We start from the raw sequence: 25,039 nt of genomic DNA on the forward strand, positions 1-25,039 counted from the left end.
ATCCCCCAACGAACGGACCCACATTCCGCCACGCTTGCCGGGTTGAAAGCCACGATGCGCTGGCTGCGGTCATTCATGATCCTGTTTCTCTTCGTTTTTCTTCTCCCCCTCTGCCTGCATGCGGTCTGGTGGCTCTCGCGCGACGACGGGCGGGGCTGGTCGCAGGTGAACTGGACTTCGGCAGGGCTCCTGCCCGCCCCCGCCGCGAGCCCGGAAGCGGTGATCCATGTCTATGCGGCCCGGGTGGGCCGCTGGCGCGGGATCTTCGCTCACCACACCTGGATCGTGGTCAAGGAGAAGGGCGCGAGCGCCTACACCCGCTACGACGTCGTGGGATGGGGCCGCCCGGTGCGCACCGACGGCTGGGCGGCGGATGCGCGCTGGTTCGGCCGCGTTCCCGACCTCGTGGCCTCGATCGACGGACCGGCTGCCGAAGCCCTCATCCCCAAGGTGCGGGCGGCGGTCGCCGACTACCCCTTCGCGCAGCCTGGCGGCTACCGGGCCTGGCCGGGTCCCAACTCCAACACCTTCGTCAACCATGTGCTCGCGGCCATTCCCGAGGCCAGGGTGGCGTTGCCGCCGACGGCGCTCGGGAAGGACTTCCGCGAGGGCGGAATATTCGCCGGGCTGACGCCGAGCCGCAGCGGCGTCCAGGTCGCCGTCGGCGGGCTGGCCGGAGTGAGCGTGGGGTGGATCGAGGGCGTCGAGATCAACCTGCTGGGGCTCGTTGCGGGCGTGGACATCCGCCGCCCGGCGCTGAAGCTTCCGGGATGGGGGCGCATCGGAGTGCCTTGAGGCTTCTCCGGTATGCACTGCCCGGCGCGCCCGGCGTCCTGCTTTCTGTATTCGTTTTGAACTCGGGACGAATCCCGCTAGTGCAACAGCGTCCTTCGGGATTCTGGCTCAAATAGTTTCTAATTTCAATAAATCTCTCTGTTTCCTAATTTCTCCGGATACGGGAATTCTAGATCAACGGGGCGAAATTTCTACTTCGAGTTGTTACGACCGCCCCACTGTGCGCATGTCAGATCAGAGGACAACGTGACTTCCGAAACTCTCAACGCGTTCGTCATCTCCTTGCGCAGGGCTCCGGAGCGCATGGCGAAGATCATGCCGCGGCTCTCGGGCGACGCGACCGTGCACGTCATCGACGCCGTGGACGGCAGGGCTCTCAACGCCGGCGAACTGACATCGCTGGCCGGCGACCTTTATGCGCCGCGCATCCGGCGCCGCCTGAGACCGAACGAGATCGGATGCTCGGCAAGCCACCTCAAGGCGCTCCGCGCTTTCCTCGACACCGGCGCCCGTCATGCCATCATCCTCGAGGACGATGCAGAGATCCAACCCGGCGGCCTGCAGATCCTGTCAGAGATCCTTGAGCTAAAGCCCGACTGCGATGTCCTGAAGATCGGCGGAACGGGCGCTGCCACGCACCCGGGCGTCCCGCAGTGTACCGTCCGGGGCGTTTCCGTCCTGCAGACCGTGGACCTAACCTTCGGTTCCTTTGCCTACGCCGTGTCGAGGGCCGGGGCCGAGAAGCTCCTCAGGCACGGCCTTCCGATCACATGCACGTTCGACGACTACCTTCGCCAGATCCAGTGGCATGGGTGCCGCCTGTTCGAGACTGCGCCGCATCTCACCGGTCACGATGACGGGGGCGTCAGCACGATCGGGAACGTCGGGGAGGCCGGGGACTTCGGCCTGCGCCAGAGCGCCCGGACGGCGTGGTACCGCACCGTCTCGGGAGGCAGGAAGGCCTGGATCAGGCTGCGCCGCTTCGGCCCGTTCCACGGGTCCCTGGTGCGGCTGCCGACCACTCCTACCGCTGGTCCGACGGCACCACCGGGCCCGGCGGGGGCAGAGCCTCCGACGTGATGGTGCCCGGCGCCGGGGCGTTGGCGAGTTCGGCGGCCTGCGGGTCGACCCAGGACTGCGCCTGCTGGGCGCCGGAGCCGTCGGTGGTCTTGGGAGCTTCGGCGAGCTGGGCCCCGATGGACTTCACCACCTCGGGCGCCTCGGCGAAGGTGCCGTGCCGGAAGAAGTCGGTGCTGTCGGCCTTCGAGAGATCATAGACGCGCACGTTGAGGCCGAGCAGTTCGTCGACATGATCCTTGTTGCCGAGGTCGAGCGCGCCCAGGCGGGTTCGCGATCCCGCGAGGGTCGACGAGACCGAAAGGGCCCTGTCGTCGGCGGCGGCGAAGACGGAGACACGCGCCACCTTGCCTAGCCTCGCCATCTGACCGCGGAACACGTCGATGTCGATGTCGGGAGCCGCCAGCATGATCTCGCCGATATGGCCGTTGAGGTCGGCATGGCCGGCGATGGCGTTCTGGCGCAGCGCCTCCATGGCGATCCACGTCCCCATGCTGTGGGCGAGCACGTGGACGCGGCCGACGCCTGGCGCCGAGGCCAGCTTCAGCAGCAGTTGTTCCAGCGGATCGCGGGCGGCGGTGGCGCTTTCCTTGTCTGCGCCATAGGCGAGGATCCGGCTCTGCGACGGCCAAGTGAAAAGCACGGGCACGCCGGTGAAGCCACCATCGGCGACGATCTGGGCGAGGCGGAACCGGGCATCGTCATAGGACACGTTGTAGCCGTGCACGAAGACCAGCACGTCGCGGCTCGTTCCCACACGGCCCGAAACCCGGGTCGCTACCTCCTGGACCACCAGGTCCGGATCCAGCGAACGCTGCGAGACGACCGCGAAATGCTTGCGCGGGTTGGACGAGCCGAAGCTCGGGCGCTCGATGGCGCCGGGCTCGTGGCCGGGCGGTACGCTGACTGCCGTGCTGGCGTATCGCGCCTCGCGGGCAGACGCCGTCCCGTCCTCCGAGGAGCGCGTGGAAGCGACCAGCATCTGCACCGTCCTGCCCTGCTTCGGTGCCGACGACGAGAACCAACCGGTCGAGCCTGTTGTCGAGGGGCCCGTCGTGCCACAGGCAGCAAGGCCGAAGGCGGCCGCAACAAGGAGGGATGCGGCGAAGGCGTAGCCGCGGAGACTGCGGATCGGTGCGTCGGACAAAGGGCCGCTTCCAGTTTCGCAATGAAGCGGAGCATCGCCCCGCGGCCCAGCAACCAAGCGGCCGGTTCCTAAGAAAAGATGAACCGCCGCCGCAAAGGGCCGGGGCGGGAGGTGACAGCCGAACGTGTCGAGATTGCGACCCCAGCCTCACTGGGCAGGGGCGTCGGCTCCCTCCGCCACGCCTTGCGCCGTGCCCTCGAGCACCTTGACCGGGAGCGCGGCGACGCCGCCCACGGTTCGGCCGAGCGCTCCGCCGATGCCGACGATGTTGTCGCCCAGCGTGGGATCGCGGCCCTTGATGCCGCCGTCCTGGGCCAGCCGGTTGCCGATCAGCTTCACGACGTCGGGCGAGGAGGCGAATTTTCCGTGGTTGAGGCTGTCATCGGACTTCACGTCGGACAGGTCGATGGAGGTGATGTTCGCCTCCTTCATCTTTTCCAGCGTCTCCGGATCGGTGACGACCAGCGAGCCGGCGCGTGCGTCGCTCTGCCAGACCATCTTGGAGATGTTCAGGGCCTTGTCGTCCCTGGAGACGAAGACGGTGATCGGGATGTGGAGCGGGGCAATGACGGACATCTGCCGCTTGAACACGTCGATGTCGATGTCGGGCGCGGCCAGCATGACCTGGCCGAGTTTCCCGCCGAAGCGGCCATCGCCGCGGATGACGGCCTGCCGCAGGGTCTCCATGAAGAGGAAATTGCCCATGGAATGGGCCAGAACGTCGATCCTGGATGCGCCGGACTTGCGCGCCAGCTCGCGGAGCGTGCTTTCGAGGTAGTCGCGCGAGAACACCGCGCTTTCGCGATCATAGGGATAGGCGAGCAGAGCGCCGCGCGAGGGCCAGGTGAACAGCACCGGCACGCCCTTGAAGCCGGAATCGTGAACGATCTGAGCGAGGCGGTAGACGGCTTCCTCGAAGCGGGTGTTGTAGCCGTGGATGAAGACGAGGATGTCGCGGTCCTTGGGGGGGCGTGAGGCGATCGCCTTGCGGACATCGGCCACGAACGCGTCGGGCAGCAGGTATTCGCGCTGCGCGGTCACAAAGTTCGCCGTGGGGTCGCCGGGCACGCTCCTCGGCCACTCGATCTCGCCGGGCTTGTGGTTCGGCGGGATCGACACGATGAGATGGGCGTACTGGACCACCTTGGACCGGTTGCCGTCGAACATCTCCACCGGATCGTTGGCAGGCTTCGCACGTGTCGTGGCGACGTAGATGGATTCGAGGTCCGTGCCCGGCGGCACGGCAACGGGGTTCAGGACCCCCTTGGGCGGCCCGCTGGAACAGGACACGGTCGCAACCGCGAGGACAGCGACGACGAGCAGGCGAACGCAAGACAGGCCGGGCATCGGCGCCGCTCCAGCTGGAAACTTGAGCGTGTTAACCGGCTGGCAAGAAACAATCAACGCGACAACGCAGACCGACTCGAGATCGCTGCTGCGCGTGCTCCCGCGGCCACGGCGATCGGGCGTTTGCAACGCGGCCAAGGCCGGATATCCCTCCTGCATGACCGCTGTCGCACCGGACGTGCCGCACCTCGCAAGCCGCGTCGCCGCGGGTGACAGGACAGCGCTGGCCCGGGCAATCACCCTCGTCGAGAGCCGGAGAGCGGATCACAGGCATGCCGCGTCTGCGCTGCTGCAGGCTGTTCTGCCGCGCACGGGAGGCGCGGCGCGCGTGGGGATCACAGGCGTCCCCGGCGTGGGAAAGTCGACGCTGATCGATGCCCTCGGCACCTTGCTCACGGGCCGCGGCAGGCGGGTCGCGGTGCTGGCCGTCGACCCGTCCTCGACGCGGACGGGCGGCTCGATCCTGGGCGACAAGACGCGGATGGCGAGGCTCTCCGTCAATCCGGCAGCCTTCATCCGCCCGTCCCCTTCCTCCGGGACGCTCGGGGGCGTTGCTGCCCGGACACGGGAGACCATGCTGCTGTGTGAGGCAGCGGGCTTCGACGTCGTGATCGTCGAGACGGTCGGCATCGGCCAGTCGGAGACCGCCGTCGCGGACATGACCGATTTCTTCCTTGTGCTGATGCTGCCGGGCGCAGGCGACGAGCTTCAGGGCATCAAGAAGGGCGTCCTCGAGCTCGCCGACATGGTCGCCGTCAACAAGGCCGAGGGTGAAGGCGCCGTCCGGGCCCGGGCCGCCGCAGGCGAGTACCGGGCCGCCCTTCACATCCTGCGCCCGGCCTCGCCGACCTGGTCGCCCCCCGTCGTGACCGTGTCGGGGCTCGCGGGCGAGGGCATGGAGGATCTCTGGGCCAGGGTGGAAGACCACCGCACACGCATGACGGCGACCGGCGAACTCGCCGCGCGGCGCAGCGCGCAGCAGGTGCGGTGGATGTGGTCGATGGTGGAAGAGGCGGCGACACGCCGCGTGCGAACCGCGGGCGCCGTTCGTGCGAGGCTTCCCGCGGTGGAGGCCGACGTCGCGGCCGGGCGGCTGGCGCCGACGCTCGCGGCGGCCGAGATCCTGAGGCTGGCAGGCTGGGAGGAAGCGCCGTGACGAGGCGGGCCGACCCCGACAGGGCAATACGCCTCCTGGTCACCGGATTCGGTCCCTACCCGGGTGTCCCAGCCAATCCCACAGGGGTGCTGGCGAGGAGGGTCGCAGCTTCGCGGCGGTTGCAGCTCGCCGGGATTTGCACGTCGGCGGAAGTGTTTGCGACGACCTATGCCGGCATCGGCATGGCGCTGCGCCGGGCGCTCGACCGCAGCGATCCCGACGTGTGCCTCCACCTCGGCCTCGCCCCGCGCGCCCGGCAGGTCCGCATCGAGGTCAGGGCGGAGAACCGCGCCCGCCCGCTTTCTCCCGACGCGTCGGGGGAGCGGCCTCCGCAACGGGTGATCGTGCCGTCCGGCCCCACCGTCTGGCGAACAATCCTGTCCGTGGCGCCAGTGGTGGCGTCTTTCCGCCGGACGGGCATTGCTGCGGCTGCGTCCCGCGATGCCGGCGCCTATCTCTGCAACGCCGTCTATGGCTTGTCGCTGGAGGCGGCGCGGGGCCGGAAAGGCCGGCTCGTGCTCTTCGTGCACATTCCCCGCCCCGCGCCAGCTGCCGGCCGGCGTCCGTCAGTGCGGGCGAGGGGTACGCGAACACGGCCGCGAATGGACAGGCTCACCGTGGCGTTGCTCGTTCTGGCGACCCGGCTGGCCGCGCAGGCCCGGGCCGCGCGGGTCAGGCCAGCGGACCTGCGGTCCTGACCTGCCCCACCTCGATGCCGTTCCAGTTTCGAAGGGTGCGGCGCGCTCGCGAGGCAACAATGTCGCCGGCCTCGCCCTCCGGCGCGAGATGCACCTGGATCAGACGGGCCATCGCCGATTCCGACGCCCGGGTGGTGCCGTCATCGACCTTGAGGGCGATGCCGAGACCGCAATCCGGCAAGGCTGCGCAATACACGCCTTCCGCGCCCGTCTTGACGAAGGCGCGGGTCCCCAGCGCCTCCATGACGACGGTATCGAACTTGCCGGTGCCGGCCACCATGAAGGGCTCGGCAGCAACCGCCTCCCTAATTCTCCTGGCGGCCTCGGCTCGGCCCGGTCCGAAGCCCTGACCCGTGCCGAACCGCGCGAAGCCGAGAGCAAGAGCGCGGAGGGGAATGGCCCAGGTGGGGATGGAACACCCGTCGACCCCGCGCAGCGCATCGGTCACCGTTGCACCCGTCACCTCGCGCAAGGTCTCTGCGATCCGTCGTTGCACGAAATGGTCCGGCTGAATGTACCCGGCCGGGTCGACCCCGGCGTCGCAGGACAGGCACACGAAGCCCGCATGCTTGCCCGAGCAATTGTTGTGCGCCGGTCCGGGCTTGCCGCCACTCGCGAAGAGCTCCCGGGCCGTCTCCTCGCGCCCCGGCCAATGCGCGCCGCATTCGAGGCAGGCTGGATCACGCCCGACGCGCGCGAGCATGGCGGTCGCGGTCTCGACATGCCGCGGCTCGCCGGTATGCGAGGCGCAGGTGAGAGCGATCTCGGCCGGGGTGAAGCCCAGCCGGCCTGCGGCGCCGCCTTCGACCAGCGGCAGGGCCTGGAACGCCTTCACGGCGGATCGTGGAAAAACGGGCCGATCGATATCGCCGGCGGAGGCGATCACGGCGCCGTCGGCATCGAGGACTGCGAAAGCGCCGCGATGCGCTGATTCCACCCGCTCGCCGCGCGTGACCTCGACCAGAACTGGATCGTCCATCGTCATCCCCAGGACCGAAAGGCGCGGACCATGGCAGAGGGATCGGCCGGTTGGAAGCCCGCCGCTGCAGGGCAGGCGCGGAAGCCCCGCCATTCCCGCGCTTGTCGCTCCCGCGCTGGCGGACCACTCTCGACCCGACGGAGGACCTTATGGCCGGGATCGACTACGAAGCCGAGTATGACAACCGTGCACGCGTGCCCGACTGGGAAGCGGTGACCGCGCGCTGGAGCGTCGATGCGGACCGCTTCCGCGCCTATGCCGGACGGACGCTGGACGTGCCCTATGGCCGGGGCGAACGCGAGCAGATGGACATCTTCGGCGACGGCGAAGGGCCGGTGCTGATGTTCATCCATGGCGGCTACTGGCGCAGCCGGGACCGCAAGGATTTCTCCCACCTCGCCGCCGGTCCCGCCGCGCACGGGCTGACAGTGGCGGTCCCGAGCTATGATTTGTGCCCCCAGGTCCGGATCGGGGTCATCGTCGATCAGGTGCGGCAAGCGGCGGCCATGCTCTACCGTCGCTACGGGCGGAAGCTTGCGGTTGCCGGTCATTCCGCCGGGGGGCATCTCGCCGCGGCCGTGCTGGGCACCGACTGGCCGGCGCTGGCGCCGGACCTCCCGCCGAACATGGTGACGGGCGCCTACGCGATCTCCGGGCTGTTCGACCTGACGCCAATGCTCGAGACCAGCATGAACGCCGACTTCAAGCTCGATCCCGCGCAGGCGCACGCGCTGTCGCCCGTCGGCTGGCCGGCGCCGGTCGGCCTGACGCTCGACGCCGTGGTGGGCGGGCAGGAGAGTTCCGAGTTCCTGCGTCAGAGCCGCATCATCGCCGATGCCTGGGCACTCGGCGGGGCGGTGACGCGGTACGAGGCCGTGCCCGGCGCCAACCACTTCACGGTCGTCGCACCCCTGGCCGACCCGCAGAGCCCAATGACCATGCGTGTCGTGGATCTCGCCCGCGCCGCGGCCCTGGCGGGGTGACGGGCGGGCGGCACAGCCCTATTCTCGCGGCCGCGGAGCGGGGGCGGCCCCTGCTCCCCCCTGTTGACCGGAACGGTGCGATGCAGACCTTCTTCGTCGAGATCAAGTGCAGGCTGGGCAAGACCTACGACGTGGCGAGCCGCCTGGCCGACGCGGAAATCGCCTCGGAGATTTATTCGACCGCCGGGAATTTCGACATTCTGGCCAAGTTCCACGTCGATGACAACGTCGACATCGGTCACTTCGTCGGCGAGAAGGTGCAGACGATCCCGGAGATCGTGGACACCCACACCATCATCACGTTCAAGGCGTTCTGAGCCCGACGTGAAAACGGCGGGCCGAGGCCCGCCGTCGATTCTGTTCGTTGTCATCCCCGGCCGGAGCCGCGCAGCGGCGAAGGGGAAGGCGATCCAGGGCCCGAAGGCTCTACCCTGTCCACAATCCGGCGCCGGGCAGAGAGGCCTGGATCCCCCCTCCACGGCCCTTCGGGCCGCCGGGGATGACAGGCTCTCATGCACGTCAGCGAGCGGCCCTTACCGACCAAAGCGGCCGTGACGGCCCTGACGGCGCGGGCCGTCGTTGCCCGCGGGGCGGGTCGGCTCGGACGAGCCGGACCGCCAGCGATCCGGCGCAGCGCTCGAGGCGGCGCGGTCGCGCTGCTGGCCATCCGGCTTGGCGAACGGCCTGGCGCCGTCGCGCTTGTCGCGGCGCGGCTCGCCGGGCTGGCCCTGCGGGCGACCCTGGCGCTCGCCCTGTGCGGCCACGGGACCGCCGGCTCCCCTGCCCTCGCGTCCCTGCTGCGGGCGGCCGCCGGCGCGGTGATGACCGCCCGGCCTGCCCTGCCCGTGAGCCGGACGGCCTTGCGGCTGGCGCGGTTCTGCGGCAGGCATCGGAGCGTCGGCCAGTTCGGCGGGCGTCTCGCGCACCGGCACCTTCTGGCGGATGACGCGCTCGATGTCGCGCAGGAAGTCGCGCTCCTCGCGGTCGCAGAAGGAGATGGCGACGCCCTCAGCCCCGGCGCGCGCGGTGCGGCCGATGCGGTGGACATAGCTCTCGGGCACGTTCGGCAGGTCGAAGTTGATGACGTGGCTCACCGCGTCGATGTCGATGCCGCGGGCTGCGATGTCGGTCGCGACCAGCAGGCGGATCTTGCCGGCCTTGAACTCGGCCAGCGCACGCTCGCGCTGCGGCTGCGACTTGTTGCCGTGGATCGCAGCGGAGGGCACGTTCGCCAAAGCGAGCCGGCGCACCACTTTGTCTGCACCGTGCTTCGTGCGGGTGAAGACGAGCGCGCGGTCGATCGACTCGTCGGCCAGCAGCGTGTGCAGGAGTGCCTGCTTGCGCCCGGTGTCGACGAACATGACCTCCTGGCGAACCCGCTCCGCCGTTGTGGCGACGGGCGCCACCGCGACATGCACGGGATCGGTGAGGAAGCGGGCCGCAAGCTCGGCGATCTCCTTCGGCATGGTGGCCGAGAAGAACAGCGTCTGCCGCTTCTTCGGGACGAGCCCGGCGAGGCGGCGGATGGCGTGGATAAAGCCCATGTCGAGCATCTGGTCGGCCTCGTCGAGGACGAGGATGCTGACGTCGGCGAGCGTCACCGCGCGCTGGTCGATGAGGTCGAGCAACCGGCCCGGCGTGGCGACGAGGATATCGACGCCCCGCGACAGGTCGCGGATCTGCTTGCCGATGGAGACGCCGCCGAAGACGACGGCGCTGGTCAGCGGCATGTTGCGCCCATAGACGCGGATGCTCTCCTGGATCTGGCTGGCCAGCTCCCGCGTCGGGCTGAGGATCAGCGCGCGGCAGCTGCGCGGGTTGGGACGGCCATTGCCGAGCCGCTGCAGCATCGGAAGGGAAAAGGCGGCGGTCTTGCCGGTTCCCGTCTGGGCGATGCCCTGCAGGTCACGGCCGGCGAGGACGTGGGGTATCGCCTGCGCCTGGATCGGCGTGGGCGTGACATACGACTCGGCGGCGAGCGCCTTCAGAAGCGGCTCGGCAAGGCCGAGATCCTTGAACGTGGTCAAACGGATGACTTTCGTGAAACGGCTGGACATGCGGCCCGGATGACAGGCGCAGGGTCCGCCGCCGGCCCGCGAAGAGCCGGATCGGAAGGGACGCCCCGCGTGATCAGGGATGTCTGTGGAAGGGCCCGGGCCGTTGTGGCCGGTTCGGCAGGTCGGAGGGAACCCTCCGCTCACGCATGCCTTTTCGCCGATGCGGGCGCAGTGGATATGGGCCCGCGAGCCCCAAATGTCAAATCGCCCGACAAAGTCCCTGTCACCCGGCCTTCGGACGGAACGCGACGCAGACTTCCGGACGCGTCTCGAACCGATCCCCGCCGATCAGGTCGATGCAGTAGGGAATCGCGGGGAACACTGCGTCCAGGCAAGTGCGGATTGCGCTCGGTTTTCCCGGCAGGTTGACGATGAGGCTGCAGCCCAGCGTGCCCGCCATCTGGCGGGACAGGATGGCGGTCGGCACCTCGCGCAGGCTCACCGTGCGCATCAGCTCTCCGAATCCTGGCAGGATGCGCTCGCATACCGCGGCCGTCGCCTCGGGCGTCACGTCGCGAGGCGCCGGCCCCGTTCCCCCGGTCGTCAGGATGAGGCTGCATCCGCCCGCACCGGCCAACTCGCGCAGCGCGGCTTCGATCAAGGGCTGCTCATCGGGAACGATGCGGCTCACCGGCTGCCAGGGGGTGGCGATGATGTCGGTGAGGGCGGCGATAATGCCGGGACCCCCCTTGTCCTCGTACTCGCCCCGGCTTGCCCGATCGGACACCGTCAGGACGCCCACGGGCACTGCGGCGCATACTGGCTGGGCTGTTTCTATCATGTTGGTCTCCCGGGCGAAAAAATGTCAGCGGAACAGGAACTCTTTTCAAGGTTCCGCGTTTTCCCATGTCGCATCCGAATGGCCCCCGGGAGACGATGAGTTTTAGCCGGTCGCGCTTAATACCCGAACAATCATCAATTGATTCCCCAACACCTCGCGCTCGTTGGGCAGGGTTTTCACGCGCCTCCAGCCAACGCGGCTGCGTATTCAACAGTTTCAGATCCGACGGATTCGGGCTTATTTCTGTTGTAGCAGGTCAGACAGCGCGTCAAATCATCGATTCAGGGTTGACTTCCGGGCTTGATTGGATTGCGTTCGGCAACATCATGGAACTCAAAATAACGAGACTCAGGTGAGAAGCGCTGACGCTGAGGTCATCAGGACCATCCCCCTGTTCCGCACGATGGAGGAATCGCGTTTCGAGGCGCTGATCCAGCCGGCCTTCCTGCAGCGGTTTCCGCCCCACGTGACGCTGTTCGAGCGCGGTCATCCGCCGGATTTCCTCCACGTGCTGCTCGAAGGCTCCGTGGAGATGTTCGCCCGCCACGACGATCGCGAGACCACCGTCAGCATTCTCAGGCCGATGTCGGCGTTCGTGCTCGCCGGCGTGGTCAGGCGGCAACCGAGCCTGTCGTCCGGCCGGACGATCGAATCGTCCCGAATCCTCATGATTCCCACCGACATCGTTCACCAGTCCATGGGGCAGGACATCGGCTTCTCGCAGGCCATCGCCTCGGAGATCGCCGCCGCCTACCGGACCGTCGTGCGCGAGTTGAAGAGCCAGAAGCTGCGGACGAGCGTCGAGCGGCTGGCAAACTGGATCCTGCGCGAGAACGCGATGCACGGGCATCCCGGCGAGTTCGAGATCCCGTTCGACAAGCGGACGCTGGCCTCGCGGCTGGGCATGACCCCGGAGAACCTGTCGCGCAACTTCGCCACTCTGACCCAGCATGGCGTCGAGGTGCAGGGCCGGCTCATCCGGCTCAAGGACGAGGATGCCCTCGTCCGCCTCGCGCGTCCCGATCCGCTGATCGACGGGTTCGAGGTCGAGACCGTCTGATCCAGTCACCCGTTCCTGGCCCGCCCGGTCACGGTCTCACTCCGCCGGCGCAGGTGCAGCGGCGGCTGGCGCAGGACTGGGTTCCCCCTCTGTCGCTCTCCGGCCGCGGCGCCCCAGGCTGCCCAGCCACCGGCAGATCACATAGAATGTCGGCGTGAACAGCAGGCCGAACACGGTGACACCGATCATGCCGGCGAAGACGACCGTGCCGATCGCCTGCCGCATCTCGAAGCCTGCACCCTTGGCGTAGACCAGAGGCAACACGCCGAGGATGAAGGCGAGCGACGTCATCACGATCGGACGCAGCCGAAGCCGCGCGGCCTGAACGGCCGCCGCACGCCTGTCCAGCCCGCCATCCTCCAGCTGCTTAGCAAATTCCACGATCAGGATGGCGTTCTTTGCGGCGAGGCCGATCAGCACGACGAATCCCACCTGGGTGAGGATGTTGACGTCGAGCCCTCGCATCAGCACGCCGGTGACGCCAGCCAGCAGGCACATGGGAACGATCAGGATGACGGCCAGCGGCAGCGTCAGGCTTTCGTACTGCGCCGCCAGAACCAGGAACACGAAAACGACGGCCAGGGCGAAGACGTAGATCCCCGTGTCGCCCGCGGCGATCTGCTGGTAGGCGAGGCCCGTCCATTCGAAGGCCATGCCCGGCGGCAGCACATCATGGGCGATGGCCTCCAGCGCCGCGATGGTCTGGCCGGACGAGTAGCCCTGCGCCGTGTTCGCGTCGAGTTCGGCGGCCGGGTAGAGGTTGTAGCGCGGCACGCGCGCTGGACCGGCCGTCTCCCGGATGCTCGCGAAGGAGCCGAAGGGAACGCTGTCACCCTTGTCGTTGCGAACCCGCAGGCGAAGAACGTCCGCGGGGTCGTTGCGGAAGATGCCGTCGGCCTGCGCGGTCACGCGAAACGTTTTCCCGAGAAAGTTGAAATCGTTGACGTAAGCCGAACCGATGTTGACCTCGAGCGCGCGGAAGGCCTCGGTCATGTTGACGCCGAGCATCTGCGCCTTGGTGCGGTCGATATCGAGCCAGAGCTGCGGGGTCCGCGTCTCGAAGGTGAAGAAGGGCCGCTCGATGCCGGGCGTCTGCCCGGCACGCGCCGAGATCTGCTGAAGCGCGTCGGCGAGGGCCGCCGGGCCCAGGCCGGCCCGGTCCTCCACCATCATGCGCACGCCGCCGGCATTGCCGATGCCCTGCACGGGCGGCGGGGCGATGGGGATGATGAACGCCTCCTGGATGGGCGCGAGCCGCTGGAACAGGCTGGCGACCAGCTTCTGCTGCGTGAAGCCGCGCTCGCCCAGGCTGGCGATGTCATCCGTGGCGGCGAAGATCGCGGCCGAGTTCGGGGAGTTCGTGAATGTCGCGCCGGAGAAGCCGACCACCGCCACGCCATTCCGGAATCCCGGCGTGTCGAGGACGATGTCCATCGCCTTGCTCGTCACGGCGCTGGTGCGCTCGATGGTGGAGCCCGGCGGCAACTGGATGGCGACGATGTAGAAGCCGCGCTCCTGCTGCGGGATGAAGCCGCGGGGTGCCTTCGAGAACTGGTCGATCGTGAGCCAGCCCAGGCCGGCATAGACGAGCAGCACCACGATCCCGATGCGCACGAGGCGCCCGGTCAACCAGCCATACCCCGCCGCCACGCCGTCGAAGGTCCAGTTGAATGCCTTGAAGAAGGCGCGGACCGGCCAGCCGAGCACGGCGGACACGACATTGCGCTTCTTCTTGTCGTGCGCGCGAAGGAGAAGGGCACACAGCGCCGGGGACAGGGTGAGCGAGTTCAGGGCCGAGATCACGGTGGCAGCCGCGATCGTCAGCGCGAACTGGCGGAAGAACTGCCCGGTGATCCCGGTGATGAAGGCGACCGGGATGAACACCGCGCAAAGCACGAGCGCGATGGCGACGAGTGCCGAGCCCACTTCGTCCATCGTGCGGTGCGTGGCCTCCATGGGGGTCATTCCCGCCGCGAGGTTTCGCTCGACGTTCTCCACAACGACGATGGCGTCGTCGACCACGATGCCGATGGCCAGCACGAGGCCGAACAGCGACAGGTTGTTGAGCGAGAACCCGGCCGCGTCCATCACCGCGAAGGTGCCGACGAGCGAGACGGGGATGGCGACGATGGGGATGATCGCCGCGCGCCATGTCTGCAGGAACAGAAGGATGACGAGGACGACGAGGCCCACGGCCTCGAAGATCGTGTGCACCACCGCGTCGACCGACTGCTGGATCACGCGGGTGGGGTTGTAGACGATGTCGAACTGGACGCCCGGCGGAAAGCCGGAGGCGATCTGCTTCATCGCCGCCTGAACGGCTGCCTCGGTCTTGAGAGCATTCGAGCCCGGCTTCTGGAACACGCCCATCGCCACGGCCTCGACGCGGCCGAGATAGGAGCGGGTGGCATAGTCCTGCGCGGCGAGTTCGACGCGGGCCACGTCCTTCAGCAGCGTCGTGCGCCCGTCCCTGTCGGTCTTGACGACGATGCCGGCGAACTCGTCGGGCTGGGCGAGGCGGCCCTGCGTGCGGATGGCGACCTGGAAGGCGCCCGTCGTCTCGATCGGCTGCTGGTTGATGACCCCCGACGACACCTGCACGTTTTGCCGCTGCAGGGCGGCGACGACGTCGTTACCGGTCATGTTGCGCGCGGCGAGCCGGTCGGGATCGAGCCAGACGCGCATCGAGTAGTCGCGCGCGCCGAAGACGATGATCGAGCCCACCCCGTCGACGCGCAGCAGCCGGTCGCGGATCTCGATGTTGGCGTAGTTGGACAGCCAGAGCTGGTCGCGCGTCCGGTCGGGCGACAGCAGGTTGATGACCATCATCAGGTCGGGAGAGTTCTTGCGAACCGTGACGCCGATGCGCCTCACCTCCTCCGGCAGGCGCGGGGTCGCCACCGCGACGCGGTTCTGCACGTCGATCTGCGCCTGGTCGAGGTTGGTGCCCTGGGCGAAGGTGACGGAGATGTTGGCGCGACCGTCCTCGGTCGAATTGGACGAGATGTAGATGGCGCCGTCCGCGCCGTTGATCTCCTGCTCGATGGGCGAGGCGACGGTTGCCGCCACCGTCTCGGCGCTGGCACCCGGGTATGTCGCGCTGACGGAGATCGTCGGAGGGGCGATCTCCGGGTATTGCGAGACAGGGAGCCGGACATAGGCCACGGCGCCGACGATCATGATCGCGATCGAGATCACGCTCGCGAAGATGGGCCGGTCGACGAAGAAATGGGCGAAGCGCATCGGCTGCTCGGACTGCAGGTGCGGGACCGGGCGGCGGACCGTCCGAGACGAACTCAGGACCGCGGCGCGGGCGCGGTCGAAGCGGCGGGTCCGCCCTGGGCAGCTGCGGGCGGCGCCGGCGGCTGCGGGGTGACCTTGGCTCCGGGGCGGGCCTTCATCAGGCCGTTCACGATCAGCTGGTCATCCGCCGTCAGGCCGCTCTTCACGACCCGCATGCCATCGATGGCGGGCCCGAGAACGACCGGCCTCGGCACGACCACGTTCTCTGGCCCGAGCGTCAGCACCAGCTTCTTCGACTGGTCGGAGAGCACGGCGCTCTCGGGCACCAGGACCGCGTCGTAGGGATCCGAGGTCGCGAGCCTGACCCGGCCGAACATGCCGGGCCTGAAGAGGTCGTTGCCGTTCTCGAAGGCGGCGCGCATGCGGATGGTGCCGGAGGACTGGTCGACGACGTTGTCGACGAAGTCGAGCCGGCCCTTGTGGGCGAAGCCGTCCTCGTCGAGGAGCTTGAGGTCGATCTGCAGCCCCAGCCCGTCGGCTCCTGCCTTCTGCTGGCGGCGCGAGAACCGCAGGTAGGACGCCTCGTCGACGTTGAACTCGAAATAGATGGGATCGGTCGAGACGATCGTCCCCAGCAGCGTGGTGTTGCCGCCCGCTCCCCCGGTCACGAGATTGCCGACGGCCACCCGCCTGTCGCCGATGCGGCCGCGGACCGGCGAGTGGAGTTCGGTAAAGTCCAGTTCCAGCTGGGCGCGGCGCAGCGCGGCGTCGGCGGATTCGAGCTGCGCATCGGCGTCCTTCTTGGCGGCGACGCGCTGGTCATAGACCTGCTCGGAGATGTTCTTGTCCTTCACCAGCCGCTCGGACCGCTGCAGGTCGCTGTCGGCGGACTCGACGCGGGCCCTGGTGCGGTCGAGGTCGGCCTTGGCTTGGTCCAGCGCTGCCTGGTAGGGCCGCTTGTCGATGACGAAGAGCAGGTCGCCCTTCTCCACCACCTGCCCGTCCCTGAAGTTGATCGCATCGAGATAACCGGAGACCCGGGCTCGCACGTCCACCATCTCGATGGCCGAGAAGCGCCCGATGTATTCGTCGCGGTCGACGATGTTGCGCGTCTCCGGTTTGGCGACTGTGACGGCCGGCGGAGGTGGCGCGGGAGGAGCCGGCGGCGGCGCCTTGGCCTGCTCCAGCGGGTTGCAGGCGGCCAGGGCGGCCGCGAGAAGCACGGAAGGAACGAGCTTCGGCGAGAAGCGCATCGACACCTCTGGAGGAGCGCGGGATGGCGGACGATATCCGCCGGGCGGCGGACCAACGGCACGCCGGGCGATCACAATCGCATCATTGCCACACTGCCGCCAAGTGTTCACCGCGCCAATGAACGCATACGGCGTTCACGCTGCCGAGAGTTCGCTGGAGAATCTGTTGGCGCAGCTTCCCCTTGATCTGCTAAAGCCTCGCACCGATCTGAAAGGGAGCGGGACGTCCGTTCCCGCGATCCTCCCGGCACCAATGACGGTGCAGGCCGGATCCCGGCGCATCCGCGCCCTGGACACGCCATGAGCGACCCCCTTCCCAGCGCCCCCCTCCCACTCCGGCCCATCTCCGCGGCCGCCTCCGGCTTGCCGAGGCGCGATGCGCTGGGCCTCATCGCCGTCGCCGCAGGTCGCGCCGTGCTCGACCGCTACGAGGAAGGCTGCGGCTGCTCGTGGAAGAAGGACGGCTCGCCCGTCACGCACGCGGACGTGGAAAGCGAGGCCATCGTCTCCGAGGGGCTGGCCAACATCTACCCGGACGTTCCGGTGGTGGCCGAGGAAGCAGCGGCGGCTGGCTTCGTGCCCCAATGCGGCGCCACCTTCCTGCTCGTCGATCCTCTCGACGGCACCCGCGAGTTTCTCGACCGCAATGGCGAATTCACGGTCAACATCGCCCTGATCGAGCACGGCGCGCCCGTGTGCGGAGCGGTGTACGCACCGGCCCTCGGCCTGCTCTGGCTCGGCGACGTGTCCGAGGGCATCGCGGAGAGCATGGTCGTCGCTCCCGCTGCCCCCGCTTTGCCTGGCGAGCGACAGCGCCATCGCCTGGCCTGCCGCGCGACGCCGGACGGCGGCATGGTCGCCCTGGTGAGCCGCTCTCATCTCGACCCGGCATCCGAGGCATTCCTCGGAACGCTGCCCGTGGCCGAACGCCGTGTCGCCGGCTCTTCCCTGAAGTTCTGCCGCATCGCCGCGGGCGAAGGTGACGTCTATCCCCGCTTCGCGCCGACCATGGAGTGGGACACAGCCGCAGGCCAGGCCGTTCTGGTCGCGGCCGGAGGTGCGGTCACGACGCCCGAGGGCGTGGCCTTCCGCTACGGCAAGCCGGACTTCCGCAATGGCCCCTTCGTCGCCTGGGGCCGCCGCACAGCCTTGTGAGGCGCGGCGGCGCAGCGGAACCTCCGCACATCCTCATCGGTTAGCGGGCACCCCAACCGACGCAGGAGAACGCCATGGGTTCGCGCGAGCATCCTACCCGCACGGATGACGAAGCCCGTAACAAGGTTCTTTCCCTTCTGAAGGATGTGCGCATCGCCATGATGGCCACGCATGGTGACGACGGACGCATGCATTCGCGGCCGATGGCCACCAACACGGTCGAGTTCGACGGCCATCTCTGGTTCTTTACAGACCGGAACTCGCCGAAGATCGCCGATCTCGCGCGCGATCCGGAAGTGCTGCTCACCTATGCCGACGAGAGCCGCCAGAACTACGTGTCCGTGACAGGGCGCGGCGAAGTCATCTACGATGCGGAGAAGTCCAAGGAGCTGTGGCACGAGGCGCTGCGCGTCTGGTTTCCCAAGGGCGCCGAGGATCCCGATATCGCGCTGATCCGCGTCGCAGTGGACGGCGCGGAGTATTGGGACAGCCCGTCGAGCACCATGCTGCACGCCTACGGCTACCTGAAGGCCGTCACGACCGGCGAGCGCCCTCATCCGGGCGACAATGCTACAGTGAAATTCTAGGTTAGCGTCCCACGCCCGCACCGGGCACTCTATGCGAGAGACGTCCATGCCGATGACCGGTGATCTCATCCAGGCCGCGCGAGTCCTGACGGGCCTGTCCGTCAACGACCTTGCAGACAAGTGCGGGCTGCACCCGAAGACGATCGGGCGCATGGAAGACAGGGGCGACGAGGAACTCGACGTCGGCCCGGTGACACAGGACGACACGGAGGCTCTGCGCAAGCTGCGCAGGGCACTCGAGCAGGAAGGCGTCGAATTCCTGGAGGACGGCACTCCCGGCGTCCGGCTGCGCCCCAGCGCCGTCGACGACGCTCTCGAGGAGAGCGTCCCCGTCGAGGAAGTCACGACAGCCAACGATACCTGACGCAGCAGCGCGGGTCTTCAGACCCGTATGCCGCTGAACCGTCGCGGTTGCGAAGCCCGGCAGCGGGTCTCGCTCAGTATTCCCACTCCGTTGCCACGCCCACCGAGGCTGAGCCGTTCGCGCCGATATTGCCGCGCAGCTTGATGTTGCGGTTCACGTCGTAGTCGGCCTGAAGCCCGGTATCCGCCCCCGTTGCTCCCGCGCTCACCCCGATCCGCAGCTTGCGCCCGAAGTTGCGGGCGAGGCCGAGGGCGGGGCCGCCGCTGCTGCCCGCGCTGACGTCGAGGCTGTCGACGCCCAGCGACTTGCGGATGCTGTCGAAGGCGCCGCCCCCGCCTGAAAGCTGCGCCACCGTTTCCGCCAGTTGCAGGGCCTGGAAGCCGGTGAGGCCGCCGGCCGCCCGTCCGAACAGGATGCGCGAGATGATTTCGTCCTGCGGCAGCGAAGGCGTCGAGGTGATCGTGAAGGTCGGCTTGTCGGCGGTGCCGGTGACGACGATGTACGCCGTCACGTCGGCGGCCTGCGTCTGCGCGGTAAAGTCGATGCTGGGCTTGAGGTCGCCGGTAAAGGCGATCTTGCCCTTGGTGAGGTCGATGCGCTGGCCGGCGAATGATATCAGGCCGCGCCGCAGCTCGAAGGCGCCGACTGCGACGGGATCGCGGCTGGTGCCCTGCAGGCGGAGGCTTCCGCCGAGCTCGGCCTCCAGGCCACGTCCGCGCGCAAAGATGCGGTTGCGGGCGTCGATGGTGAGGTCGAAGGCCAGCAGGAACGGCTTGCCGGACTTGGCACGCGCGGCAGCCTGCATCATGCGCAGCCGCGCTTCCGCCGCCGGCCCGGGACGAATGTGCTTCGTGCCCGGCAAAGGCTCGATGCGCGTCGGCAGGCTCTCGGCGATGTTGATCTCCATCGAGATGATGTCGATGCGTCCGCCCAGCCGCGGCGCACTGGCGAGCGGGCCGTTCACACGGAGATCGAGGTCTGCCACAGCGGTGATGAACGGGGTCGAGACGAGTTGCGCCTTCCGCCCGGTGATCGTGAGGTCGGCCGGCAGGCCCGACGTTGCCCCGGTGCCGACCTTGCCGGCGATGGAGAGGGTGCCGCCATTGGGCGTGGCGGCGCGGAAGCTCTCCACCGTCAGCGTGTCGCCACGCGCGGCGATGCGGGCCTCGATCGAGCGCAGGTCGATCCCCTGAAGAGCGTCGTAGAACGACGCGCCGGAGAGCACGGCCGTTCCCGAGAGGTCGGGCTTGGCGAATGGCCCCTTGGCGGCGATGTCCAGCGTGACGCGGCCTGTCAGCCGCCTCCCCTCGCCGGCGAGGAAGGTGTTCGCGACGCCGAGGTCGAGCGGGCCGCGCACCTTGAGGTCCATCGCGCCGCCGGCCGCGACCGGCACGCTGCCGGTCACCGTCAGGGTACCGGCCTTGGCGGCCGTCACGCTTGCATCGACCGTCGCGCGGCCGCCGTCGAGCCTGCCCGAGGCCTTGATGTCGAGCGGCGGAACGGCGGCTCCGCGGGTGGCGGCGGCCGTCAGGCGGGCAATCTGCACGCGGTAGTCGCCCGAGGGTGCCTGGGCCGTTCCCTTCACCGAGACCCGGCCGTCGAGAGTGCCTTCGAGCCCGAGGTCCGGGGCGAAGAGCGCCGACACCGACAAGGGGACTGCCTTCGCCTCGGCGACGAGGTCGAGTGTCTGCCCGGCCCGCCCCGATGCCGTCACGCGCCCGGATCCAGCGACGACGTCGAGCCCGGCAATCGTGACGCCGCCGTTCTCGACGGTGAAGCTTGCCGGCTTCGCAAGGGCGAGGCGCTGCTTGCCTTTCGCGGCGGTGAAGGTGTTGAGGTCTACGACGATGGGTGGGCCGGGGCGCAGCCGGCCGGCGGCGGCGAGATCGAGACCGAGGCCCTTCGCCTTGGCCGTAAAGTCGCTGGCGTCCTGCGTCCCCTTGCTGTCCAGCCGGATGGTCTGGAAGGTCTGCCCGCCCAGCACCGCCTCGTCGACGGCTATCGCGGCGTCGACCACGGGATGGCCGAAGGCATCGCGGACCGACGCTGTGGCATCCAGCCGCCTCAGGCTCTGGCCTTCGGCGGAGAGGCGGCTCCCCTTGGCGACGAGGTCGACATCCTGTCGTCCGTTCGCATCGGCCAGGGTGATGCGCGCGTCGATGTCTCCCGCCAGCTTCGTCAGCGCGAACGGCGTGAGGTCGTCGAGGTTGGCGGCAACGAGCGCCAACGCACCGCTGGCCCGCGGTCCGGGAGCGACGGTGACGTCGCCGGTCAGCTTCGCGGTGCCGACCGACACGTCGAGGCCGCTGACGTTCCAGGTTTCCCCGGTCCGTGCGACGGCGCCCTGCCCCGCGACGGGCTTGCCATCGGACTGGCCGGCGAGCGTGAACCGCGCCGCGAGATCGCCCAGCACGTCCTTGGCCGCCGCGGTGATGTGCAGCTGCGGGATCTTGCGGCCCATGCTCGTCGCGTCGGACAGGACGATATCGGCGTCCACATCCGGACGGTCCAGCGTGCCGCCGATCTTCGCCTGGCCATGTGCCCGGCCGGACAGGCGCTCGTCCGCCCGCTTGAGGTCGGGAATGTCGAGCGCGGCGGTGAGGGCGGCCTTCGCATTGTCAGCGGTGCCGTCGAGGCGCAGCGTCACATGCTGGCCGGCGAGGCGGACGTCCTTCAGGCTGAAGCCGGCCGGCATGCGCTCCGCCGTTCCGGTGATCGCGACGCGTCCCGCCAGGAGAGCGTCGACCTGCGGAACGTCCACCCGCGCGTCCGTGAGCGCCCCGTTGAGGCCGGCGGTGAAGCGGTAGCGGCGGGGGTCGCCCTGCAGCCGCGCCGTCAGGTCCGCCGACCCGCCAAGCGGGCGTCCAGCGATGGCGGAGAAGGCGGTGAGATCGGGCAGACGGCCCTGGGCGGTGCCGTCGAGCACCCTGCGTCCGATCCGGCCCGTCCAGGCGAGAGAGGCGGTCTTCGTTTCCACTTGCGCCTGCGTGGCGTTCAGGACGAGGTCGTCGCCGAGCTCACCGCGTGCCGTCACTTTCAGCGTGTCGCCTACGGCCTGCGCCAGCTCGGGATCGGCCAGTTCGATGCCGCTGGCCTGCAGGTCGAGGGCTAGGCGGGAGATTGTCGTGCTGCCGGGGGACGCGTCCACCGTGAAGCGCCCCTCCGCCCCGCCGAGCTTGAGTGCGGGCGACACGATATTCCCCGCCGACAGCGTGGCGGCAACGCGGGGGGCATCCGTCGTTCCGGTCGCACGCGCATCGACCAGCAGCCGCTCGATCTGCGTGGATCCCGCCCGCGTCACCGCGCCGTCGGTCGGGACTGCGCGGATGGCGAGCGCGAGGTCGATCTGCTTCTGGGCGTTCAGGTAACCCGACGCCGTAAGCCGCGCCGTGCGCGAGGCGAGGTCGACGTTGCGGATGGCGAAACCACCATCGTCGCCGAAGACTACGTCGCCGGCCAGCGTCGTAGTGCCGGCGAACACGGGGGCGGCGTAGGGCGGCAGCAGGTCCTGGATGCGGGCGGTCAGGTCGAGGCCCAGCACGCGGATATCGCCGTCGCGGTTCAGCGTGGCCTTGCCGTTCGCGCCCACCGTCGGACCGGACTGGAAGTCGAGCGTCGAGGCCCACTTGTCCAGCGGGCCTGCGCCCTGAATGCGGAGCTTGATGGGCGGCGTCCCCGGCAGGCCTGCGACGGTGGAGAGCAGGCCGCCGGCGGGCTCGTCGAGGTTGGCGGCAAGCTGCAGCTGGGTGCTGTCCGGCACATAGGCGAGGTTCACGCCGAAGGTGCCGGGTGCGTCCAGGCGCCTGGCATCGAGCTTCAGATCGAGGCCCTCCGACGGCTTGCCGAGGGTGGCGGAGCCCTTGGCCGCAATGCGGGCCGCCGGCCCCACGACGCCCTGGCCGAGCACGAGGTCGTCGAGCGAAAAATCCTTGACGATCAGCTTGACAGGAAGCTCCGGCAGCGCCGGCGCGTCGGCGGCTTGAGCCTTCTCCTCCTCGTCCGACACGGGGCGCCGCGCAATCTCGAGCCGGTCGACATCGAGCGTGTCGATCTCCAGGCGGCGGGAGAAAAGGGCGGTGCGCCGCCACGAGATGCGGGCACGGTTCAGCGTCAGCCAGACCCCGTTCTTGTCGGCGATCTTCAGGTCGTGGATCGTCGCATCGGACGACAGCGCGCCGTCGACCGAGCCGACGGTGACCTGGTTCTGCGGCGTCGAGAGGGCCCAGGAGATCAGTCCGGCCAGCGTGCTCTGCTCGCTTTGCGCATTGCCGGGCGTGCGCACGGCGAACCAGGCGAGCGCTGCCGCGAGGACACCGAAGCCGATGAGGAGGGAGGCGAGCCGGGTGCGCATCAGAAGCTCTGCCCCACGCCGATGTAGAGAGCCACGGGCCTGTTGCCGGCGACCTGCGAGAAGGGGACGGCGACGTCCACCCGGATCGGGCCGATAGGCGTGTAATACCGCAACCCGAGGCCCGCCGACACCCGGATGGGCTCTTCGAAGTCCGGCAGGCTCGACTCGAACGCCGTGCCGGCATCGACGAACGGCACGATGCCGATCGTGTCGGTGATCTTGATGCGGGCTTCCAGCGAGCCCTCGAGCAGGCTGCGTCCACCCACCGGCGCGCCGTTCACCTGCGGTCCGAGGCTCTGGTACTTGTAGCCGCGCACGGAGCCGCCGCCGCCGCCGTAGAAGCGGTAGTTGGCCGGGATCTCGTCGAGCGAGGCGCCGGCGACGGTGCCGAAGCCCGCCCGGGCGGCCAGGATGTAGCGCCCATCCTCGTCGATCGACCAGTAGGTCGAGGCGTTCGCCTTGAAGACGTTGATGCCGACCGTCGAGCCGAGGAAGGTGGGATACGGCGCCTCGGTCGCGGTGATGCGCCAGCCCTTGCTGGGATTCAGCGCATTGTCGGTGCTGTCGTAGGTGACCGACACCGGCAGGCCGACGAGGGTGTAGGTGACCTGACCGAGTTCGTCGGAAGTCTGGCCGCGGTCGAACTTGACCGTGCCCTGCACCGAGAACATGTCGCTGAAGCGGTGGCGGATCCCGATCTCGCCGCCGGCGCGGCGGGCGACGTAGGAGATCGTCTTCTCGCGCGAGATGCTGGCGTTGCTGACGAGGTCGTTGCGCGAGCCCCAGAGGGCAGGCTTCATGAACACGTAGCCGAACCGCCCGCCGAAGTCGGACATCTTGAAGTCGCGGAAGCTCTCGAGCGGCTCTTCCGTGTAGGTGCGGCCGGCATAGAAGACGCTGCCTTCGACGCGCAGCACCTCGGCGCCGCCGAAGAGATTGCGGTGGGTCCAGTAGGCCCGCACCTCGGGTCCGTCGATGGTGGAGTAGAGCGCCGAGGCGCCGATGGCGCGCAGCTTGCGCTCGGTGACGTCGACGAAGAGAGGCAGGTTGCCGCTCGCATCGAGGCTGGAGCCCTCCCGGATCCGCACGGAGGACAGGGCCTCGATGCGGCCGATCGACTTCTTCATGTCGTCGATCGTCTGGGGCGAGTACGGGTCGCCCGGCTCCGTGTAGATGAAAGACCGGATGACGGATTCCGGCACCGAGGTCTCGCCCGCGACGGAGATGTCGCCGAAGCCCGCCTTCGGGCCGGCCGCGACGGACATGCTGACGTCCATGGCGCGCGCCGGATGGTCCACGACGGGGTCGAGGCCGGTCATCTTGGCGAAGGGATGCCCCTCGTCGCGGAAATGGTCGACGATGCGGGACTCGGCTGCGATCACCTCGGCAGAACGCGCGGGATCCCCGGGCTTCAGGCCAACCACCTTGGGCGGCAATTCCTGTGGCGTGAACGGCCGGAAGCTCTTGGCGTCGAGGATGCGAACCGTCCGGAACGTATAGAGCGGGCCGGGCTGGACCTGGATCTCGACGGGGACGGGCCCCCTGCCCTTGTAGGCGTTGGCGGCGGCGGCGGCGGCGGCGGTCTGATCCGTCGCAAGCGCCAGGGTGCGGCCGGCGACCACCGCGGTCACGCGGGCATCGTAGTAGCCAAGCGCCCACAGCGCGTCGGTGAGCCGCGGCAGGTCGGCGACCGCAAGGCGGGCGAGAGCGTCCCCGTCAGGCGGCGGGTCGTTGCGCAGCCGGTAGAGGTTGGAGGCATCGCGCAGGGCCGACTTGGCGCCATCCGCGCCGCCGGTCTCGATGGTGAGCTTATAGGGCAGCGTCGTCGGCGTCGCGGCCGGCGGCTCGCCGTCGGAGAGGCCGATCCAGCCGAGCAGGTCGAACGCCATGGCCGGCACGGCCGGGTACGCCGCCGACAGCACACAGGTCAGGCTGATCACGCCGAGAAGCCGCGCTCGGACCATTCACCCTCCCGGCGGCTGGTCTCCCGCGCCGCCCCTTACTCT

Annotated in this window: 19 protein-coding genes; 10 read left to right on the top strand and 9 right to left on the bottom strand. The window is 68.8% G+C overall.

The window, feature by feature from the left end; all coding sequences use genetic code 11:
• Positions 1-75 precede the first annotated feature (75 nt).
• Together AC5JCN_RS11100 and AC5JCN_RS11105 are read left to right on the top strand one after the other, a co-directional pair.
• Positions 76-795, top strand: a complete 720-nt coding sequence (locus AC5JCN_RS11100; RefSeq protein WP_495755120.1) for a DUF3750 domain-containing protein — start codon at positions 76-78, stop codon at positions 793-795.
• Positions 796-1,041: 246 nt separating this feature from the next.
• On the top strand, positions 1,042-1,875 hold the full coding sequence (locus tag AC5JCN_RS11105; RefSeq protein ID WP_495755121.1) for a glycosyltransferase family 25 protein: 834 nt from the start codon (positions 1,042-1,044) through the stop codon (positions 1,873-1,875).
• Here the strand turns inward: AC5JCN_RS11105 and AC5JCN_RS11110 are convergent.
• Positions 1,820-3,019, bottom strand: a complete 1,200-nt coding sequence (locus AC5JCN_RS11110; protein ID WP_495755122.1) for an alpha/beta hydrolase — start codon at positions 3,017-3,019, stop codon at positions 1,820-1,822. The genes AC5JCN_RS11105 and AC5JCN_RS11110 overlap by 56 nt on opposite strands.
• Before the next feature lie 147 nt (positions 3,020-3,166).
• The gene (locus AC5JCN_RS11115; RefSeq protein ID WP_495755123.1) at positions 3,167-4,366 is read right to left on the bottom strand and encodes an alpha/beta hydrolase; all 1,200 of its coding nucleotides are present in this window, start codon (positions 4,364-4,366) and stop codon (positions 3,167-3,169) included.
• 157 nt (positions 4,367-4,523) lie between these two features.
• Here AC5JCN_RS11115 and meaB point away from each other — a divergent pair, with 157 nt between their 5' ends.
• Together meaB and AC5JCN_RS11125 are read left to right on the top strand one after the other, a co-directional pair.
• On the top strand, positions 4,524-5,522 hold the full coding sequence (gene meaB / locus AC5JCN_RS11120) for a methylmalonyl Co-A mutase-associated GTPase MeaB (RefSeq protein WP_495755124.1): 999 nt from the start codon (positions 4,524-4,526) through the stop codon (positions 5,520-5,522).
• Positions 5,519-6,220: a pyroglutamyl-peptidase I gene (locus AC5JCN_RS11125; protein ID WP_495755125.1), complete on the top strand. Its 702-nt coding sequence runs from the start codon at positions 5,519-5,521 to the stop codon at positions 6,218-6,220. The genes meaB and AC5JCN_RS11125 overlap by 4 nt, the downstream gene beginning before the upstream one ends.
• On the opposite strand, the gene AC5JCN_RS11130 is transcribed toward AC5JCN_RS11125, so the two are convergent.
• Positions 6,195-7,199: an asparaginase gene (locus tag AC5JCN_RS11130; RefSeq protein ID WP_495755126.1), complete on the bottom strand. Its 1,005-nt coding sequence runs from the start codon at positions 7,197-7,199 to the stop codon at positions 6,195-6,197. The genes AC5JCN_RS11125 and AC5JCN_RS11130 overlap by 26 nt on opposite strands.
• Before the next feature lie 149 nt (positions 7,200-7,348).
• Here AC5JCN_RS11130 and AC5JCN_RS11135 point away from each other — a divergent pair, with 149 nt between their 5' ends.
• The gene (locus tag AC5JCN_RS11135; RefSeq protein ID WP_495755127.1) at positions 7,349-8,182 is read left to right on the top strand and encodes an alpha/beta hydrolase; all 834 of its coding nucleotides are present in this window, start codon (positions 7,349-7,351) and stop codon (positions 8,180-8,182) included.
• A gap of 80 nt (positions 8,183-8,262) precedes the next feature.
• Positions 8,263-8,499 (top strand): Lrp/AsnC ligand binding domain-containing protein, encoded by a 237-nt coding sequence (locus AC5JCN_RS11140; protein WP_495755128.1) that lies wholly within the window; start codon positions 8,263-8,265, stop codon positions 8,497-8,499.
• A 216-nt stretch (positions 8,500-8,715) separates the two neighbouring features.
• Here AC5JCN_RS11140 and AC5JCN_RS11145 read toward each other — a convergent pair whose 3' ends face one another.
• Both AC5JCN_RS11145 and mog read right to left on the bottom strand, forming a co-directional pair.
• Entirely contained in the window at positions 8,716-10,209 is a 1,494-nt protein-coding gene (locus AC5JCN_RS11145) for a DEAD/DEAH box helicase (protein ID WP_495755129.1), read from the bottom strand.
• A 253-nt stretch (positions 10,210-10,462) separates the two neighbouring features.
• On the bottom strand, positions 10,463-11,020 hold the full coding sequence (mog, locus tag AC5JCN_RS11150) for a molybdopterin adenylyltransferase (protein WP_495755130.1): 558 nt from the start codon (positions 11,018-11,020) through the stop codon (positions 10,463-10,465).
• 352 nt (positions 11,021-11,372) lie between these two features.
• On the opposite strand from mog, the gene AC5JCN_RS11155 reads away from it, so the two are divergent.
• On the top strand, positions 11,373-12,080 hold the full coding sequence (locus tag AC5JCN_RS11155; protein WP_495755131.1) for a helix-turn-helix domain-containing protein: 708 nt from the start codon (positions 11,373-11,375) through the stop codon (positions 12,078-12,080).
• Positions 12,081-12,116: 36 nt separating this feature from the next.
• Here the strand turns inward: AC5JCN_RS11155 and AC5JCN_RS11160 are convergent, their stop codons facing one another.
• Positions 12,117-15,323, bottom strand: coding sequence for an efflux RND transporter permease subunit (locus tag AC5JCN_RS11160; protein WP_495755132.1), 3,207 nt, complete (start codon positions 15,321-15,323; stop codon positions 12,117-12,119).
• A 53-nt stretch (positions 15,324-15,376) separates the two neighbouring features.
• Entirely contained in the window at positions 15,377-16,576 is a 1,200-nt protein-coding gene (locus AC5JCN_RS11165; protein ID WP_495755133.1) for an efflux RND transporter periplasmic adaptor subunit, read from the bottom strand.
• Between the two features lie 300 nt (positions 16,577-16,876).
• On the opposite strand from AC5JCN_RS11165, the gene cysQ reads away from it, so the two are divergent.
• The 3 genes from cysQ (at position 16,877) to AC5JCN_RS11180 (ending at position 18,682) form a co-directional block, all read left to right on the top strand.
• Positions 16,877-17,731: a 3'(2'),5'-bisphosphate nucleotidase CysQ gene (gene cysQ, locus AC5JCN_RS11170; RefSeq protein ID WP_495755134.1), complete on the top strand. Its 855-nt coding sequence runs from the start codon at positions 16,877-16,879 to the stop codon at positions 17,729-17,731.
• Positions 17,732-17,805: 74 nt separating this feature from the next.
• Positions 17,806-18,318, top strand: coding sequence for a pyridoxamine 5'-phosphate oxidase family protein (locus tag AC5JCN_RS11175; protein WP_495755135.1), 513 nt, complete (start codon positions 17,806-17,808; stop codon positions 18,316-18,318).
• A 46-nt stretch (positions 18,319-18,364) separates the two neighbouring features.
• Positions 18,365-18,682 carry a helix-turn-helix domain-containing protein gene (locus AC5JCN_RS11180; RefSeq protein WP_495755136.1) on the top strand — a complete coding sequence of 106 codons (318 nt, stop codon included), beginning with the start codon at positions 18,365-18,367 and terminating at the stop codon, positions 18,680-18,682.
• A gap of 73 nt (positions 18,683-18,755) precedes the next feature.
• Here the strand turns inward: AC5JCN_RS11180 and AC5JCN_RS11185 are convergent, their stop codons facing one another.
• Complete coding sequence (locus tag AC5JCN_RS11185) at positions 18,756-23,033, bottom strand: translocation/assembly module TamB domain-containing protein (protein WP_495755137.1); 4,278 nt, start codon at positions 23,031-23,033, stop codon at positions 18,756-18,758.
• A complete protein-coding gene (locus tag AC5JCN_RS11190) occupies positions 23,033-24,997 on the bottom strand; it encodes an autotransporter assembly complex protein TamA (RefSeq protein ID WP_495755138.1) in 1,965 nt (654 codons plus the stop codon). The genes AC5JCN_RS11185 and AC5JCN_RS11190 overlap by 1 nt, the downstream gene beginning before the upstream one ends.
• Positions 24,998-25,039 lie beyond the last annotated feature (42 nt).

The organism is Alsobacter sp., assembly GCF_059501845.1.

What these genes read in the sequence shown, in the direction of transcription:
- meaB (WP_495755124.1), top strand. Translation starts at nt 4,524, where the DNA reads ATGACCGCTGTCGCACCGGACGTGCCGCACCTCGCAAGCCGCGTCGCC.
- AC5JCN_RS11180 (WP_495755136.1), top strand. Translation starts at nt 18,365, where the DNA reads ATGCCGATGACCGGTGATCTCATCCAGGCCGCGCGAGTCCTGACGGGC.
- AC5JCN_RS11165 (WP_495755133.1), bottom strand. Translation starts at nt 16,576, where the DNA reads ATGCGCTTCTCGCCGAAGCTCGTTCCTTCCGTGCTTCTCGCGGCCGCC.
- cysQ (WP_495755134.1), top strand. Translation starts at nt 16,877, where the DNA reads ATGAGCGACCCCCTTCCCAGCGCCCCCCTCCCACTCCGGCCCATCTCC.
- AC5JCN_RS11130 (WP_495755126.1), bottom strand. Translation starts at nt 7,199, where the DNA reads ATGGACGATCCAGTTCTGGTCGAGGTCACGCGCGGCGAGCGGGTGGAA.
- AC5JCN_RS11175 (WP_495755135.1), top strand. Translation starts at nt 17,806, where the DNA reads ATGGGTTCGCGCGAGCATCCTACCCGCACGGATGACGAAGCCCGTAAC.
- mog (WP_495755130.1), bottom strand. Translation starts at nt 11,020, where the DNA reads ATGATAGAAACAGCCCAGCCAGTATGCGCCGCAGTGCCCGTGGGCGTC.
- AC5JCN_RS11135 (WP_495755127.1), top strand. Translation starts at nt 7,349, where the DNA reads ATGGCCGGGATCGACTACGAAGCCGAGTATGACAACCGTGCACGCGTG.
- AC5JCN_RS11100 (WP_495755120.1), top strand. Translation starts at nt 76, where the DNA reads ATGATCCTGTTTCTCTTCGTTTTTCTTCTCCCCCTCTGCCTGCATGCG.
- AC5JCN_RS11160 (WP_495755132.1), bottom strand. Translation starts at nt 15,323, where the DNA reads ATGCGCTTCGCCCATTTCTTCGTCGACCGGCCCATCTTCGCGAGCGTG.
- AC5JCN_RS11185 (WP_495755137.1), bottom strand. Translation starts at nt 23,033, where the DNA reads ATGCGCACCCGGCTCGCCTCCCTCCTCATCGGCTTCGGTGTCCTCGCG.
- AC5JCN_RS11115 (WP_495755123.1), bottom strand. Translation starts at nt 4,366, where the DNA reads ATGCCCGGCCTGTCTTGCGTTCGCCTGCTCGTCGTCGCTGTCCTCGCG.
- AC5JCN_RS11140 (WP_495755128.1), top strand. Translation starts at nt 8,263, where the DNA reads ATGCAGACCTTCTTCGTCGAGATCAAGTGCAGGCTGGGCAAGACCTAC.
- AC5JCN_RS11190 (WP_495755138.1), bottom strand. Translation starts at nt 24,997, where the DNA reads ATGGTCCGAGCGCGGCTTCTCGGCGTGATCAGCCTGACCTGTGTGCTG.